This window comes from Pontitalea aquivivens (genome assembly GCF_046507575.1).
GTDB classification, from domain to species: Bacteria; Pseudomonadota; Alphaproteobacteria; order Rhodobacterales; family Rhodobacteraceae; genus Pontitalea; species Pontitalea aquivivens.
Genome location: NZ_JBKFEY010000004.1, coordinates 32,041 through 46,624, shown reverse-complemented (window position 1 = coordinate 46,624; position 14,584 = coordinate 32,041). Strand labels below are relative to the sequence as shown.

The window sequence follows — 14,584 nt, the reverse complement described above, 5'->3', positions numbered from 1 at the left end:
AGAATCGAAAGATTGACATGACCAAGGACCCCCAAGCCCCCCTTTCACCCGACGGCGCCACGACCAGGGCCGCGCTGACCGGCCACGCGCTGGTGCAAAGCTATCTGAAAACGCTGGACGGCTCGCCCGGCGTCTACCGGATGCTGAACGCCCAGAATGAGGTGCTTTACGTCGGCAAGGCGCGCAACCTGCGTGCGCGGGTGTCGAATTATGCCCGGCCCTCGGGGCATTCCGGGCGCATCGCCCGAATGATCCACGAAACAACGCGGATGATGTTTCTGACCACCCGGACCGAGACCGAGGCCCTGCTGCTGGAGCAGAACCTGATCAAGCAGCTGAAGCCGCGCTACAACGTGCTGCTGCGTGACGACAAAAGCTTTCCCAATATTCTCGTTTCGAAAACACATGCCTATCCGCAGATCAAGAAGCATCGCGGCGCCAAGACGGAAAAGGGCAGCTACTATGGCCCCTTCGCCAGCGCGGGCGCGGTGAACCGGACACTGAACCAGTTGCAGCGCGTCTTCCTGCTGCGCAACTGTTCGGATGCGATGTTCGAAAGCCGCACCCGGCCCTGCCTGCTGTATCAGATCAAGCGTTGCGCCGGGCCCTGCGTGGGCCGCGTTTCCGAAACGGATTACGCCGCGCTGGTGGCGGATGCCGAACGCTTCCTGCAGGGCAAGTCGACCGACATCCAGAAACATCTGGCCGCCGAGATGGCCGAGGCATCCGAAGCGATGGAGTTCGAGCGCGCCGCCGCCCTGCGCGACCGCATCCGCGCGCTGACCAATGTGCAATCGGCGCAGGGCATCAACCCGCGCGGTGTGACCGAGGCGGATGTGATCGCGCTGCATATGGAGGGCGGGCAGGCCTGCGTTCAGGTATTTTTCATCCGCGCGCATCAAAGCTGGGGCAACCGCGACTATTATCCCCGCACCGGATCGGGGGCCGAGGCGCCCGAGGTGCTGGAGGCGTTCCTGGCACAGTTTTACGACGACAAGACCCCGCCCCGGCTGATCCTGTTGTCACATCCGATCGGGGATGAGGATCTGATGGTGAACCTGCTGTCCGACCGCGCCGGCCGACGGGTCGAGATTGCCGTGCCGCAACGGGGCGAAAAGGCCGAGCTGGTCGAAAACGCCGCGCGCAACGCCCGCGAAAGCCTGGCCCGCAAGATGAGCGAAAGCGCGACCCAGGCCCGCCTTCTGGAAGGACTGGCCGAGGCCTTCGGCCTTGATGCCCCGCCCCGCCGGATCGAGGTTTACGACAACAGCCACATTCAGGGCACCAATGCCGTGGGCGGGATGATCGTGGCCGGGGCCGAAGGGTTCCTGAAAAGCCAGTATCGCAAGTTCAACATCAAAGGCACCGACATCACCCCAGGCGACGACTTCGGCATGATGAAAGAGGTGCTGACCCGCCGCTTTGCCCGCCTGCTGAAGGAAGACCCCGACCGCGAAACCGAAAGCTGGCCCGACCTTCTGCTGATTGACGGCGGCGCGGGGCAGGTTTCGGCCGTGGCGGAAATCATGGAGGAGATGGGCGTCGAGGATATCCCGATGGTCGGCGTCGCCAAGGGCGTGGACCGCGACCACGGCAAAGAGGAATTCCACCGCCCCGGCCAGCGCCCCTTTGCGCTGCGGATGAACGATCCGGTGCTGTATTTCATCCAGCGCCTGCGCGACGAGGCGCACCGCTGGGCGATCGGCGCGCATCGGGCGAAACGCGCCAAGGCCGTCGGGGCGACGCCGCTGGATGAAATTCCGGGGGTTGGGGCGGCACGCAAACGCGCGCTTCTGGCGCATTTCGGTTCGGCCAAGGCGGTCAGCCGCGCAGGCCTGTCGGACCTGCAGGCCGTGCCCGGGATTTCCGAGACAATGGCCCAGACGATCTACGATTTTTTCAACGCCAAGGGCTGAAGATACCCCGGCCGGGCGAACCGGCCGGGGCAATGGGGTCAGATCACGCCCATCAGGCGCATCGCTTCGGCCACGCGGACAAAGCCCGCGATATTGGCGCCCAGCACATAATCGCTGGGGGCGCCATATTCCTCGGCGGTTTCAAAGCAGGCGTCGTGGATCGAATGCATGATCGTGGCCAGACGGGCCTCGGTCTGCTCAAAGGTCCAGCTGTCGCGCGAAGCGTTCTGCTGCATCTCCAGCGCCGAGGTCGCAACGCCACCCGCATTTGCGGCCTTGCCGGGCGCGAACAGCACACCCGCGGTCTGGAAGGCACGGACCGCATCGGGGGTCGAGGGCATGTTCGCGCCTTCGCCCACCGCCACAACGCCGTTCTTCACCAGCGTCTGCGCGTCCTTGCCGGTCAGCTCGTTCTGCGTGGCGCAGGGCAGCGCCACATCGCACGGCACATCCCAGATCGAGCCCTTGGCGATGAAATGCGACCCCACGCCCTTGATCCGCGCATATTCCGAGATACGCGCACGACGGACTTCCTTGATCTCTTTCACCAGGTCCAGGTCGATGCCGTTTTCATCCACCACATAGCCCGAGCTGTCCGAGCAGGCCACGATCGTCGCGCCGTATTCGATCGCCTTTTCCATTGCATAGATGGCGACGTTGCCCGAACCCGACACGGTGACACGCTTGCCTTCAAAGCTCTGGTCCTTGGTGCCCAGCATGCGCTGCACGAAATAGACGGTGCCGTAGCCGGTCGCCTCGGTCCGCGCGCGCGAGCCGCCATAGACCAGGCCCTTGCCGGTCAGAACGCCCGCCTCATAGCGGTTGGTCAGGCGCTTGTACTGGCCGAACATGTAACCGATCTCGCGTCCGCCCACGCCGATATCACCGGCCGGAACGTCGGTGTATTCGCCGATGTGGCGGTGCAGTTCGGTCATGAACGACTGGCAGAACCGCATGATCTCGCCATCCGAACGGCCCTTGGGGTCAAAGTCCGAACCGCCCTTGCCACCACCGATCGGCATGCCGGTCAGTGCGTTCTTGAAGGTCTGTTCAAAGCCCAGGAACTTGATGATCCCGACGTTGACCGAGGGGTGGAAACGGATCCCCCCCTTGTACGGGCCCAGCGCCGAGTTGAACTGCACCCGGAAGCCACGGTTGATCTGCACCTGATTCTTGTCATCCACCCACGGCACGCGGAAAATGATCTGGCGTTCGGGTTCGCAGATCCGCTCGATCAGCGCGTCATTGGCATAATCGGGGCGCTTGGCAATCACCCGGCCCAGGCTTTCCAGCACTTCGTGAACCGCCTGGTGAAACTCCAGCTCGCCCGCGTTGCGGCGCAGAACCTCGTTCAGCACCGGTCTCAGTTTGTCGTCGATATTTTGCACTCAGGGCCCCCAATTCGGTGACGAATTGCCCAATGCTTGGGCATTGTGCCTGCGAAATGGCCGATTCTTCGGGCAAAGTGAAGTGCAAATCCGATTCCAGCCCCAAACTGCGCCCGCGGGCCGCGGGCCGGGGCGCCATCCGCCCTCTTCCCTCGGCACGGATCAGAAGCTAGGGTACCGACATGAAATGGAATTTGCCCAATATCCTGACGGTCTTGCGACTGATCGCCGCGCCTGGCGTCGCGGTCATGTTCCTGTATTTTCAGCGACCCTGGGCAGACTGGTTCGCGCTTGCGCTGTTCATCACCGCCGCGGTGACCGACTGGTTCGATGGCTACCTCGCCCGTGCCTGGAAGCAGGAATCGCGATTCGGCGCCATGCTCGACCCGATCGCGGACAAGGCGATGGTGGTGATCGCGCTGGTGATCATCACGGGCTATTCGGGGATGAACCCCTGGCTGATCCTGCCGGTCACCGTGATCCTGTTCCGTGAGGTATTCGTGGCTGGCCTGCGTGAATTCCTTGGCGCGGATTCGGGCAAGCTCAGGGTCACGAAGCTGGCAAAATGGAAGACCACCGCGCAGATGGTGGCGATCGCGGTCCTGTTCCTTGGCACCGGGCTGGCCTTTCTGGAACGCCGCCCCCCCCGCGCGGGCGAAGGCGACCTGCCGACCGGCGCCAGCCTGGCCGATCTGGCAACCCACTTCGGACTGGCCCTGATCTGGATCGCCGCGATCCTGACCGCGATCACCGGCTGGGATTACTTCCGCAAATCGCTGCCCCTGCTGAAGGAGCCCAAGGATGGTTGAGGTTCTGTATTTCGCCTGGGTCCGCGAACGCATCGGCCTTGCCCGCGAAACCGTGCAGACCGACGCCACGACGGTCGCCGGCCTCGTCGAACAGCTCAGGGCGCGCGACCCCCGCTATGCCGCCGCCTTCGCCGATGTCGCGGCGCTGCGCGTCGCGCTTGATCAGGATCTGGCCGATTTCGCCGCCCCCCTGGCGGGCGTGCGCGAGGTTGCCTTCTTTCCACCCATGACCGGGGGCTGACCCATGCGCATCACCCTTCAGCAAGCCGTCTTCGATCCGGGCCGGGAAACCGCGGGCTTCGGCCAGGGCCGGGCCGATGTTGGCGCGGTGGTCACCTTCACCGGACTGGTGCGCGACGACAGCGGCAAGATGCGGGCGCTGGACATTGAACATTACCCCGGCATGACCGAACGCGCCATTACCACGATCGCCGAACAGGCGGTCAGCCGCTGGTCCCTGGCCGATTGCCTGGTGATCCATCGCTACGGCCATCTTGCGGTGGGCGCGCCGATCATGATGGTGGCCACCGCCGCGCGCCACCGCGCCGATGCCTTCGCCGCCGCCGAATTCCTGATGGATTATCTGAAATCCCGCGCGCCCTTCTGGAAAAAGGAAATCAGACCCGATGGCGAAAGCTGGGTCGCGGCCAAGGACAGCGACGAAGCCGCCCTGACGCGCTGGTGACCCGCCCGGCGCCAAAGCCCGCCAAAGCCCTCGGCGCCCCTTCGGCTTTGCGAAAATATCCCGGGGTGAATGGGCCGGCAGGCCCAGAGGGGCAGCGCCCCTAAAGACTGTCCCCGACCCGGAACCCCGCCGGAATGGCGTCACGCCCCGCAAGCACCAGATCGGCCATCACCTCGGCCACCTTCGGCGCCATGCCAAAACCGATCTTGAAGCCGCCATTGGCGATGAAATGCCCCGGGCGCCCCGGCCAGGGCCCCAGCATCGGCGCGCGTGACCGCGCCCGCGGACGCAACCCGGCCCAACGGTCCGCCACCTCGGCCCCCGCCAGCACGGGGCACAGGGCGCGGGCCTGCGCGATCAGCGACTCCAGCTGCGCATCCACCGTGTCGGGCGCATCGAACACCCGTTCCGATGTCGACCCGATCGCCACCGTGCCATCGGCATGGGGCACGACATGGACGCCTTCGGCATAGATCTGCGGCACCGGACCCGCCGCATGACGCAGTAACGCCGATTGCCCCTTGATCCCGCCGCCCACCGGCTTGCCCAGCGCGCCCGACAACGCCGACAGCCCCGCCGCGCCGGTGGCGTGGATCACGGTACCTTCCTCGGGCGCCTCGCCCAGCACGACCTCGGCGCCCAGCGCCCGCAGCGCCGCCACCAGCGCGGCCCCTGCCCGGCGGGGGCTTGCCCGCGCGCTCAGCGTGTCATGCACGACAAGCCCCGTCGGCGACACCGGCGCAAAGGCCCCGAAGCCCGCCACAGGCACCACCTGCCAGACCGCCTGGCCCCGCCAATGCACCGCGGCCCCCGCCGCGCGCGCCGCCGCGCGCGCCACCGCCCCGGCATCGGCCAGCGGCTGGATGCGGCCCAGCCGCGCATAGCCCGGATCAGCCCCCCCCACCGCCGCCACATCGGCCCAGAAAGCCTCGGCCATCAGCAGGCTTTCCAGCTGAAACTGCTTCTTGGGGTTCCACTGTTCGGGCACATGCGGCGCCAGCGCCCCCACATGCCCGCCCGAGGCACCCGCGCCGATCCGCGCCACCTCGATCAGGCGCACCCTTGCGCCCCGCCGCGCCAGAACAAAGGCACAGGCCAGGCCAAAGACCCCGCCCCCGCGCACCGTCACATCGATCCGTTTGCCCGTTGCCATTGCCCGCCCCTTTCGCCATGGTCGCAGCCGAACCAAGGGCTATCCGCAATGCGCGACACTGACCAGACCGACCCCGGCCTTTCCTGGCGCGACGGCGTGATTCCCGTTTCGATCCGCTTTGACGATCCCTATTTCAGCCTGTCCGATGGCCTGGCCGAAACGCGCCATGTGTTTCTGGCCGGAAATGACCTGCCCGGGCGCCTGCGCCCCGGGTTTCACATCGCGGAACTGGGCTTTGGCACCGGGCTTAACCTGCTGGCCACCTGCATCGCGGCCGGCAACACGCCGATCCGCTTCACCAGCTTTGAGGCCTTCCCCCTGTCCGCCGCAGATATCGGCCGCGCCCTGCAGGCCTTCCCCGAGGCGCTTGCCATCGCGGGGCCGTTCCTGGCGGCCTGGGGCCGGGGGGAACGCCGCTTCCAGATTGGCCCCGTCGCCGTTCAGGTGGTCGAGGGCGATGCCCGTGACACCCTGCCACGCTGGGACGGGCGCGCGGATGCCTGGTTCCTTGACGGCTTTTCCCCCGCCAGGAACCCCGAGCTGTGGGGCGAGGCGCTGATGGCCGAGGTCGCCCGCCACACCGCCCCGGGCGGCAGCTTTGCGACCTATACGGCCGCAGGCTTCGTGCGCCGCGCACTGGCGCAGGCGGGCTTTGCCGTGACCCGCGCGCCCGGTCACGGCCACAAGCGCCACATGAGCCGCGGCCGGCTGGGGGCGCCGGAATGACCGCACAGAACCAGCGCACCGGCATATTGCTGATGATCGCCACCACCCTGATCTTCGCGATCCAGGACGGCATCTCGCGCCATCTGTCGGAAAGCTACAACGTCTACATGATCGTGATGATCCGCTTCTGGTTCTTCGCCCTTTTCGTGGTCGCGCTGGCCAGCCGGCAGGCAGGCGGGCTGCGACAGGCCGTAGCCACCCGCCAGCCGTGGCTGCAGATCTGCCGGGCGGTGCTTCTGGTCAGCCAGGTCCTGATCGTGATCCAGGGCTTCGTGGTCCTGGGCCTGGTGGAAACCCATGCGGTCTTTGCCTGCTATCCGCTTCTGATCGTGGCCCTGTCCGGCCCGGTGCTGGGCGAAAAGGTCGGCTGGCGGCGCTGGGCGGCGGTCGTGATCGGCCTTGTCGGGATCATGGTGATCCTTCAGCCCGGCGTCGGCGTGTTTCAGCCGGAGGCGCTGATCCCGCTGCTGGCAGCCCTGCTGTTCGCGCTTTATGGCGTCCTGACCCGTTATGCGGCGCGCAAGGACGGCACCGCTGTATCCTTCTTCTGGACCGGCGTTCTGGGCGCGCTGACCACCACCGCGATCGGCATCTGGTTCTGGGAACCGATGATCGCCCCCGACTGGGGCTGGATGGCGATCCTGTGCCTGACCTCGGCCAGCGCGCACTGGCTGCTGATCCGCGCCTATGAACTGGCCGAAGCCTCGGCGATCCAACCCTTTGCCTATCTGCAACTGGTCTTTGTCGCGATCCTTGGCCTCACGATCTTTGACGAAATGGTCCGCCCCAATGTCGCGCTGGGGGCGGTGATCGTGGTGGGGTCGGGGCTGTTTGCGCTGTGGCGCGAACGGATGCGCGCCCAGGTCAGCGCGCCGGTGCAAGACCCCGCAACTCATCGCTGAACCGCAGCGGCCCCGCATCCGCCCGGCCCAGCCGCGCGCGATAGATCGGCAGGCTTTCAGCCACGCGCATCACATAATTGCGGGTTTCGGTAAAGGGGATCATCTCGATCCAGTCCACCACATCAACCGTCGGGCTGCGCGGATCGCCGCGTTCCTCAACCCAGCGGCGCGGGCGGCCCGGCCCGGCATTGTAGCCCGCCGCCACCAGGACCGGCGAGGCACCGAATTCGCTACGCAGAACGCCCAGATAGGCCGCCCCCAGCCGCGCGTTATAGCCCGGATCACGCGTCAGCCGATCCGGCTCATAGGCGATGCCCAGGCGATCGGCCATCATCTTCGCGGTGCCCGGCATCACCTGCATCAGCCCGCGCGCCCCCGCCGGCGACACCACCGCCGGGTCAAATTCGCTTTCGCGCCGGGCAATCGCCAGCGCAAGTTCGGCCGGAACGCCCAGGTCCTGCGTCTCGATGCCCGACAGCGGGTAATAGGCCGCCACCAGCATCGCGCCGGTTTCCGCCGCCCGCTTGCCCAGGCCCAGCGCCAGATGCGGATCGTTCCATTCCAGCGCCAGCCGCGCCAGCCGCGCCACATCCCCGGCACCAAGGCTTTCGGACAGATGCAGAATGAACCGTTCGGCCAGATCCGCGCGCCCGGCCGCCTTCAGCAACAGCGCCGCCTGAAACACCGGGGCCCCGGCAAAGCCTGCCCCGCGCCATTCAGGCAAAGGCGGTGGCGCGGCAAAGTCCGGGTCCAGCGGCAGGCCCGCCCGCTCCGCCGCCAAAAGGCCATAGAACGCCGTCTGATACCGCGCCGCATCGCGATAGGCCGCCTGGGCCGCCTCGGCCTTACCCATCGCCTCCAGCGCGCGGCCCTTCCAATACCCGGCCCGCGACAGGCTGATCGGGCTTTGCACCACCGCCCCCAGCGCCTCGAAATGGCGCAGCGCGGTGGGCGCATCGCCCAGCTTCAGCGCGGCATAGCCTGCCAGCCATTCCAGATCGGCATAATCCGCACCCTCGGCCGCCAGCCGGTGCCGCGCGGCAATCATATAGGCGCGGCGCGCATCGCCCTGACGCAGATCCCACCGCGCCAGCGCGGCGCGCAACCCCGCCCACAGATGCGGCGCGCCCAGACGATCGGCATCGGCGGACCGTTCCAGCAAAAGCTCGGCCGCCGCCGCCTCGGCCCCGTTGCGCCAGCGCCACTTGGCCCGGTCCAGCGCAAGCCCGGCCGATCCCAGCATCCGCTCGGGCACCGCCGCGATCAGCGAATCGACGCCCCCCCGATTGGCCTGCAAGGCAATACGCGCCTCGGCGACCGCCCGGGTGCCGGGGGTGGCAAAGGGCAGGATGCGCTGCACCTGTTCGCGCTGCCCACGTTCCAGCATGGCCGCAATCCGCCCGCCGTGATGCGGCGCGACCAGATCGGGATAAAGCTGCAGGAATGCCTCCTGATCGCGCGCCTCCATCACCAGCCCGCGCCAGGCGGCCTCGGCCACCGCAGCGGCCTTGCCCGCATCGCCGCGGGCCTGATGGGCGGCGACCAGCGCCAGCGCCCCCGCCCCGGTCAACGGCGCCCGGTTCGCGAAATAGCCCACCACCCGATCAGCAGGTACGCCGTCAAGCTTTGCTTCCCCGCGCCGCCACAGCAGATCCATCCCCGGCCAGTCGGCCCGGCGCGCGGCAAAATCGGCATGGTCGGCAAAGGTCCCCTCGCCCGCGCGCAGGCGATGCCATTCGACGATGTCAAAGGACAAGGGCCCCGATCCCCGCGCCAGACCCTGCGCCGTGGACCAGTCCTTCGCCCCCGCCACCTGCAACGCGCGCGCCAGCGCCGCCGCATCCTCGGCCCAGGCCGCACCGACCGGCGCCAGAACCGCCGCCGCCAATACAACCGCCCGGAACATTCCCTGGATCATCACCTGCCCGCCCCCGTCTTTTTCCTCTTCCTGCCCGCCAGCCCCCCCCAGTGCAATTCACAAACTTGGCAAGGCCGCGCGGCTCGCATAAGGTCCGCCCGATTTCAACCGGGCGAATCCGCCCCGACGCAAGGAGCGTGTCATGTTCAAAGGGTCCATTCCCGCACTGATCACGCCGTTCAAGGACGGCGAGCTGGATCTGGACGCGCTCAAGAAACTTGTGGAATGGCATGTGGCCGAAGGCAGCCACGGCCTCGTCCCCATGGGCACCACAGGCGAAAGCCCCACGGTCAGCCACGAAGAACACATGCGCGTCGTCTCCGAGGTGGTCAAGGCCGCCGCCGGCCGCATTCCGGTGATCGCCGGCGCGGGCTCGAATTCCACCGCCGAGGGCGTCGAACTCATCCGCCATGCCGCGGCGACCGGCGCGGATGCCGCCCTTGTCGTCACCCCCTATTACAACAAGCCCACGCAGCGCGGCATGATCGCGCATTTCACCGCGATGCATGATGCCTGCGGCCTGCCGATCATCATCTACAACATCCCCGGTCGCTCGGTCGTGGACATGCTGCCCGAAACGATGGGCGAACTGGCGAAACTGCCGCGCATCATCGGGGTGAAGGACGCCACCGGCAAGATCGAACGCGTCAGCCTGCAGCGCGAAACCTGCGGCCCCGGTTTCATCCAGCTTTCGGGCGAAGACGCCACCGCCCTTGGCTTCAACGCGCATGGCGGCGTGGGCTGCATCTCGGTCACCGCCAACGTGGCGCCGCGGCTGTGCTCGGAATTCCAGGAAGCCACCCTGCGCGGCGATTATGCCAAGGCACTGGAATACCAGGACCGCCTGATGCCGCTGCACACGGCGATCTTCGTCGAGCCGGGCGTGGCCGGCGCAAAATACGCCCTCTCGCGCCTTGGCCTCTGCCGCGAAGAGGTGCGCCTGCCGCTGACCCCGCTTCTGGACAGCACCAAGGCCCAGATCGACGCCGCGATGCAACACGCGGGCCTGCTCTAAGACGCCTTGCTTCTTCTTGGCGGAAATACTCCGGGGGTCCGGGGGCAGCGCCCCCGGTCCTTTTCGTTTCACACCGTGTGCAGATACAGATCGTAATCCACATCCGCGATGGTGCGGGCCACGCGCTGATATTCGGCAGCCTTGATCGCGGTGAAGGTGCGGTGCATGTCCGCGCCCAGCGCCTCTTTCAGAAAGACCGAGTCCGTCGCCGCCCGGATCGCCTCGCGCCAGTCGCCCGGGATCGGCAGGTCATCCTTGCCCTGATAGCCGTTCCCCGTCGTCTCGGGCCCCGGATCGATCCGGTGGCGCAGCCCGTGGCGAATACCCGCCAGCACGGTCGCGGCCACCAGATAGGGGTTGGCATCCACGCCGGACGGGCGATGTTCGATCCGCCGCGCCTTCAGATCCCCCGCCGGAATCCGCAGCGCGACCGAACGGTTGTTCACCCCCCAGCTGGGCGATACCGGCGCATAGCTTTGGCCGACGAACCGCCGCCAGCTGTTGGCATGTGGCGCAAAGACCAGCATCGATTCGCCCATCGTGGCGCGCAAGCCCCCGATGGCGTGACGAATCGTGTCGGTCCACTGGCCCTCGACCGTTTCGGCAAAGATGTTGCGGCCAGCGTCATCCTGCAGGCTGACATGGAAATGCATGCCCGATCCGGCGTATTTTTCGACCGGCTTGGCCATGAAACACGCCACCACGCCATGCCTGCGCGCCTGCAGCCGCACGATGCGTTTCAGCCGCACCAGATCGTCGGCGGCCTGCATCACATCGGTGCGATAGTGTAGCGTCAGCTCATACTGGCCCGGTGCATATTCGGAAATCACGGTTTCCGCCCTGATCCCCATGACTTCCGCCGCGCGGTAGATGTCGGAAAACAAGGGCTCCATCCCGTGCAGGTGATCGACGGAATAAACCTCGGTCCAGTCCGACCGGCGGCCATCCAGCACCGCCGCCGCGGGGCGGGGATAACCGTCCTCGCCGAACTTCGGGTCCAGCAGGAAGAATTCCAGCTCGAACGCGCCGGCGGGATACAGCCCCTCGGCGGCCATCGCCCTGACCTGACGGGACAGCGCGTGGCGCGGGTCGGATGTCATCTCGGCCCCGTCCAGGTGATACATGCTCATCAGCACCTCGCCGCGCGGCGGGTTGGTGCCATGCAACGGCTTCAGCGTGCCGGGGATCGGCCAGGCGCGCAGGTCGCCGTCACCCTGATCCCAGATCAGGCCGGTTTCATGCACATCCTCGCCCACGATATCGAGCCCCAGGATCGAGATCGGCAGATGCCGCCCCCCGGTATAAAGGCCCATCAGCTCGTGCCGGCGGATGATCTTGCCGCGCCCGATGCCGTTGGCGTCATGCAGGACGATATCGAAGGCCTCGATCCCGGGGTGGGCCTTCAGGAAGGTTTCGGCCTCTTGCCAGGACGAACCAGAGGGGGATTGGGTCATGTCAGGTCTCGAACAATTCGGTCAGGGTGGCGGCAAAGGCGGCGATCAGACGGTCGATCTGGGCCTTGGTGGTCGCGGGGCTGACCAGCATCATGTTATGGAAGGGCGCGATCAGGCAGCCCCGGTTCAAAAGGCATTGCTGGATGGCGGCTTCCAGCGCGGGGGCATGGGCCGCCCCGGCCTGCGATCCGTTGCGCAGGGGGCCGGGGGCGCAGATGAATTCCACCCGCGCGCCGACGCGCACCACATGCCAGGGCGCGCCCGCCGCCGCGATGGCCTTGGACAGGCCCGCGTGCAAACGCGCGGCGCCCGCCTCCATCCGGGCATAGTTTTCGGGGGTCATTACTTCGGCAAGGGTCGCGCGCAGGCAGGCGAATTGCATCGGGTTCGCCGAAAGCGTGGTGCCCATGCCGCTATGCCCGGGGGGGCGCGTTGCATCATAGGCGGCAAAGCGGGCGGCCACGGCCTCGGTCAGGCCCCAGACGGCGGTGGGCATGCCACCCGCAACGCATTTGCCGACCACGAAGATGTCGGGCTGCAACCCGTGCACGCGCGTATAGCCACCCGGCCCCGAGGAAATCGTATGCGTCTCATCCACGATCAACAGGGCGCCATACCGGGTTGCCAGATCGCGCAGGCCCGCGTGGAAGCCCGGTTCAGGCAGGACCATACAGGAATTGGTCATCACCGGCTCGGTCAGGATCGCGGCGATGTCGCCCTGGGCCAAAGCGGCCTCAACGCCCGCCAGATCGTTGAATTCACAGGCCACAGCGGTCGCGGTCAGGTCGGCCACCTGACCGACAAGGCCGGGCCGCGCCTCGGTCCCCAGCGGGCCAAGGCGGACCATCGCATCATCCACGGTACCGTGATAGCAGCCGTTGAAGACCAGCGCCTTGCGCCGCCCGGTCACCGCGCGCGCCACGCGCAGGGCAAAGCGGTTGGCATCGGTCGCGGTGGTGGCCACCTGCCAGCGCATCGGACCGAAGCGGTCGCACAGCAGGCGCCCCACCGCCAGCGCATCCTCGGTCGGCAGCATACAGGCCAGGCCGCGTCCCGCCTGCGCCCGGATCGCGCGGGCAACCGGCGCGGGGGAATGGCCGAACATCGACCCGGTATCGCCCAGACAGAAATCGTCGATGCGGTGGCCATCGATGTCGGTCAGAACGGCGCCCTTCGCCTGCGCCACCAGCAACGGGAAGGGCTGCGGCCAGTCCTTCATCCAGTGCATCGGCACATCGTCCAGCCACCCCGAGGAACCGCCCGCCAGCGCCGCCCGTGTGCGCGGGCGCGCCGCCGCATAGGCCGCGGCGGCCGATTGCGAAACCGCCCTGATGCGCGAAACGGGAACGCCCCCGATGCGGTCCTGCACCATGTTTCACCCGCCCCCTACGCCCGGTCGGCCGAGACAATCACGCCCCGCGCGACAGGTCAACGCCGGCCGCGGCGGCAAGGGTCAGCGCGCATTCTCGCGCAGTTCCTCGGCCGAGGTGTCGGATTGTTCCTGATACAGCGCCCATTCGGCCTCACCCTCGGGTCGGGGCAGCTGTTCGCGGTTCCAGTCCCGATACAAATTGGCCTTGGCGATGAAATGCGCCGTGATCGGCGCGGTCAGGAACAGAAACAGCGTGATCATCAGTTCATGCAGCGTCAGATCGCGCTGAATCGCCCCGAAATACAGCATCGAGGCGATCAGCACGCTGCCCACCCCCACGGTCGTGGCCTTGGTCGGCGCATGCAGCCGGGTCATCGGATCGGGCAGCTTCACCAGCCCGTAAGACCCGACCAGACCAAAGATGCCGGCGATCACCAGCAGCGCCGAGATGAGGATTTCCCAGAAAATTTCCATCACGCCCTCACTCGATGATATCGCCGCGCAGGATGAATTTGGCATAGGCCACGGTCGACACAAATCCCACCATCGCAAACAGGACCGAGGCCTCGAAGAAAATCGCCGTGCCCTCGGCAATGCCGAACAGCACCAGCAGCGCGATCGCATTCACCACCATCGTGTCCAGCGCCAGAATCCGGTCGGTAACGCCCGGGGCATGCACCACGCGATACAGGTTCAGCAAAAGCGCCAGCGTGAAGCAGCCAATACAGAAATACAGCGCATAGAGGATCATTCGAAAATCTCCTTCAGGCGGCGTTCATAGCGGCTTTTGATCTCATCGCGCACGGCATCAGGCTCGGGGGCGTGCAGGCAGTGCACCAGAATGCTGCGCCCATCGGTGGACAGTTCCGCCGAAACCGTGCCCGGCGTCATCGTGATGGTGCCGGCCAGAACGGTGATCGCCTCGGGCGAGGTCAGATCGGTGGGGACGGTGATCCAGGCCGGGCGCATATCCTTGTTGCGCATGAACAGAACGATCCGGGCCACCGCGATATTCGCCACAACAATATCATACAGCACCAGCAGCACATATTCGATAATCATCGGGATGTTGCGCACCACCGGACGATCGGACCAGTAGGGCGCGGTCAGGATCGGAATGATGATGCCCAGGATCAGGCCAAAGACCAGCGAGGTCGCGGTATAGGCATTGGCCAGCATCAGCCAGACGATGGTCAGCGTCAGCGTCAGGTAAGGGTGCGGGAAGATCCGTTTCAACATCGCTTTG

At 66.6% G+C, this 14,584-nt stretch carries 15 protein-coding genes; 7 read left to right on the top strand and 8 right to left on the bottom strand.

Annotated features, from left to right (window positions below):
• Window positions 1–17: 17 nt before the first annotated feature.
• Window positions 18–1,916 (top strand): excinuclease ABC subunit UvrC, encoded by a 1,899-nt coding sequence (gene uvrC, locus ACK8OU_RS07770; protein WP_410302809.1) that lies wholly within the window; start codon window positions 18–20, stop codon window positions 1,914–1,916.
• Between the two features lie 38 nt (window positions 1,917–1,954).
• On the opposite strand, the gene gdhA is transcribed toward uvrC, so the two are convergent.
• Complete coding sequence (gene gdhA / locus ACK8OU_RS07765; RefSeq protein WP_410302808.1) at window positions 1,955–3,304, bottom strand: NADP-specific glutamate dehydrogenase; 1,350 nt, start codon at window positions 3,302–3,304, stop codon at window positions 1,955–1,957.
• 182 nt (window positions 3,305–3,486) lie between these two features.
• On the opposite strand from gdhA, the gene pgsA reads away from it, so the two are divergent.
• The 3 genes from pgsA to ACK8OU_RS07750 are packed head-to-tail and all read left to right on the top strand — an operon-like array spanning window position 3,487 to window position 4,798.
• Complete coding sequence (gene pgsA, locus ACK8OU_RS07760; RefSeq protein WP_410302807.1) at window positions 3,487–4,113, top strand: CDP-diacylglycerol--glycerol-3-phosphate 3-phosphatidyltransferase; 627 nt, start codon at window positions 3,487–3,489, stop codon at window positions 4,111–4,113.
• Window positions 4,106–4,354 (top strand): molybdopterin converting factor subunit 1, encoded by a 249-nt coding sequence (moaD, locus tag ACK8OU_RS07755; RefSeq protein WP_410302806.1) that lies wholly within the window; start codon window positions 4,106–4,108, stop codon window positions 4,352–4,354. The genes pgsA and moaD overlap by 8 nt, the downstream gene beginning before the upstream one ends.
• A 3-nt stretch (window positions 4,355–4,357) precedes the next feature.
• Complete coding sequence (locus ACK8OU_RS07750; protein ID WP_410302805.1) at window positions 4,358–4,798, top strand: molybdenum cofactor biosynthesis protein MoaE; 441 nt, start codon at window positions 4,358–4,360, stop codon at window positions 4,796–4,798.
• Window positions 4,799–4,898: 100 nt separating this feature from the next.
• Here the strand turns inward: ACK8OU_RS07750 and ACK8OU_RS07745 are convergent, their stop codons facing one another.
• Window positions 4,899–5,951 carry an NAD(P)/FAD-dependent oxidoreductase gene (locus ACK8OU_RS07745; protein ID WP_410302804.1) on the bottom strand — a complete coding sequence of 351 codons (1,053 nt, stop codon included), beginning with the start codon at window positions 5,949–5,951 and terminating at the stop codon, window positions 4,899–4,901.
• A 48-nt stretch (window positions 5,952–5,999) separates the two neighbouring features.
• Here ACK8OU_RS07745 and mnmD point away from each other — a divergent pair, with 48 nt between their 5' ends.
• Window positions 6,000–6,677: a tRNA (5-methylaminomethyl-2-thiouridine)(34)-methyltransferase MnmD gene (gene mnmD / locus ACK8OU_RS07740; protein ID WP_410302803.1), complete on the top strand. Its 678-nt coding sequence runs from the start codon at window positions 6,000–6,002 to the stop codon at window positions 6,675–6,677.
• The gene (locus tag ACK8OU_RS07735; protein WP_410302802.1) at window positions 6,674–7,579 is read left to right on the top strand and encodes a DMT family transporter; all 906 of its coding nucleotides are present in this window, start codon (window positions 6,674–6,676) and stop codon (window positions 7,577–7,579) included. Before mnmD ends, ACK8OU_RS07735 begins: the two co-directional genes overlap by 4 nt.
• Here the strand turns inward: ACK8OU_RS07735 and ACK8OU_RS07730 are convergent.
• Window positions 7,542–9,497 carry a lytic transglycosylase domain-containing protein gene (locus tag ACK8OU_RS07730; RefSeq protein ID WP_410302801.1) on the bottom strand — a complete coding sequence of 652 codons (1,956 nt, stop codon included), beginning with the start codon at window positions 9,495–9,497 and terminating at the stop codon, window positions 7,542–7,544. The two genes, ACK8OU_RS07735 and ACK8OU_RS07730, sit on opposite strands and share 38 nt — an antisense overlap.
• 142 nt (window positions 9,498–9,639) lie before the next feature.
• On the opposite strand from ACK8OU_RS07730, the gene dapA reads away from it, so the two are divergent.
• Complete coding sequence (gene dapA, locus ACK8OU_RS07725) at window positions 9,640–10,512, top strand: 4-hydroxy-tetrahydrodipicolinate synthase (RefSeq protein ID WP_410302800.1); 873 nt, start codon at window positions 9,640–9,642, stop codon at window positions 10,510–10,512.
• 68 nt (window positions 10,513–10,580) lie between these two features.
• On the opposite strand, the gene ACK8OU_RS07720 is transcribed toward dapA, so the two are convergent.
• The 5 genes from ACK8OU_RS07720 to ACK8OU_RS07700 form a co-directional block, all read right to left on the bottom strand.
• The gene (locus ACK8OU_RS07720; RefSeq protein ID WP_410302799.1) at window positions 10,581–11,966 is read right to left on the bottom strand and encodes a glutamine synthetase family protein; all 1,386 of its coding nucleotides are present in this window, start codon (window positions 11,964–11,966) and stop codon (window positions 10,581–10,583) included.
• A 1-nt stretch (window position 11,967) separates the two neighbouring features.
• Window positions 11,968–13,338 carry an aspartate aminotransferase family protein gene (locus tag ACK8OU_RS07715; RefSeq protein ID WP_410302798.1) on the bottom strand — a complete coding sequence of 457 codons (1,371 nt, stop codon included), beginning with the start codon at window positions 13,336–13,338 and terminating at the stop codon, window positions 11,968–11,970.
• Window positions 13,339–13,419: 81 nt separating this feature from the next.
• Window positions 13,420–13,812, bottom strand: coding sequence for a Na+/H+ antiporter subunit G (locus tag ACK8OU_RS07710; protein ID WP_410302797.1), 393 nt, complete (start codon window positions 13,810–13,812; stop codon window positions 13,420–13,422).
• A 7-nt stretch (window positions 13,813–13,819) separates the two neighbouring features.
• Window positions 13,820–14,089, bottom strand: a complete 270-nt coding sequence (locus tag ACK8OU_RS07705) for a K+/H+ antiporter subunit F (protein WP_250040432.1) — start codon at window positions 14,087–14,089, stop codon at window positions 13,820–13,822.
• Window positions 14,086–14,577 carry a Na+/H+ antiporter subunit E gene (locus ACK8OU_RS07700; RefSeq protein ID WP_410302796.1) on the bottom strand — a complete coding sequence of 164 codons (492 nt, stop codon included), beginning with the start codon at window positions 14,575–14,577 and terminating at the stop codon, window positions 14,086–14,088. Before ACK8OU_RS07700 ends, ACK8OU_RS07705 begins: the two co-directional genes overlap by 4 nt.
• Between the last annotated feature and the right edge of the window lie 7 nt (window positions 14,578–14,584).

Excerpts from the sequence above, each read along its gene's own strand:
- uvrC (WP_410302809.1), top strand. The coding sequence starts at position 18 with ATGACCAAGGACCCCCAAGCCCCCCTTTCACCCGACGGCGCCACGACC.
- pgsA (WP_410302807.1), top strand. The coding sequence starts at position 3,487 with ATGAAATGGAATTTGCCCAATATCCTGACGGTCTTGCGACTGATCGCC.
- moaD (WP_410302806.1), top strand. The coding sequence starts at position 4,106 with ATGGTTGAGGTTCTGTATTTCGCCTGGGTCCGCGAACGCATCGGCCTT.
- ACK8OU_RS07750 (WP_410302805.1), top strand. The coding sequence starts at position 4,358 with ATGCGCATCACCCTTCAGCAAGCCGTCTTCGATCCGGGCCGGGAAACC.
- ACK8OU_RS07745 (WP_410302804.1), bottom strand. The coding sequence starts at position 5,951 with ATGGCAACGGGCAAACGGATCGATGTGACGGTGCGCGGGGGCGGGGTC.
- mnmD (WP_410302803.1), top strand. The coding sequence starts at position 6,000 with ATGCGCGACACTGACCAGACCGACCCCGGCCTTTCCTGGCGCGACGGC.
- ACK8OU_RS07735 (WP_410302802.1), top strand. The coding sequence starts at position 6,674 with ATGACCGCACAGAACCAGCGCACCGGCATATTGCTGATGATCGCCACC.
- ACK8OU_RS07730 (WP_410302801.1), bottom strand. The coding sequence starts at position 9,497 with ATGATCCAGGGAATGTTCCGGGCGGTTGTATTGGCGGCGGCGGTTCTG.
- dapA (WP_410302800.1), top strand. The coding sequence starts at position 9,640 with ATGTTCAAAGGGTCCATTCCCGCACTGATCACGCCGTTCAAGGACGGC.
- ACK8OU_RS07720 (WP_410302799.1), bottom strand. The coding sequence starts at position 11,966 with ATGACCCAATCCCCCTCTGGTTCGTCCTGGCAAGAGGCCGAAACCTTC.
- ACK8OU_RS07715 (WP_410302798.1), bottom strand. The coding sequence starts at position 13,338 with ATGGTGCAGGACCGCATCGGGGGCGTTCCCGTTTCGCGCATCAGGGCG.
- ACK8OU_RS07710 (WP_410302797.1), bottom strand. The coding sequence starts at position 13,812 with ATGGAAATTTTCTGGGAAATCCTCATCTCGGCGCTGCTGGTGATCGCC.
- ACK8OU_RS07705 (WP_250040432.1), bottom strand. The coding sequence starts at position 14,089 with ATGATCCTCTATGCGCTGTATTTCTGTATTGGCTGCTTCACGCTGGCG.
- ACK8OU_RS07700 (WP_410302796.1), bottom strand. The coding sequence starts at position 14,577 with ATGTTGAAACGGATCTTCCCGCACCCTTACCTGACGCTGACGCTGACC.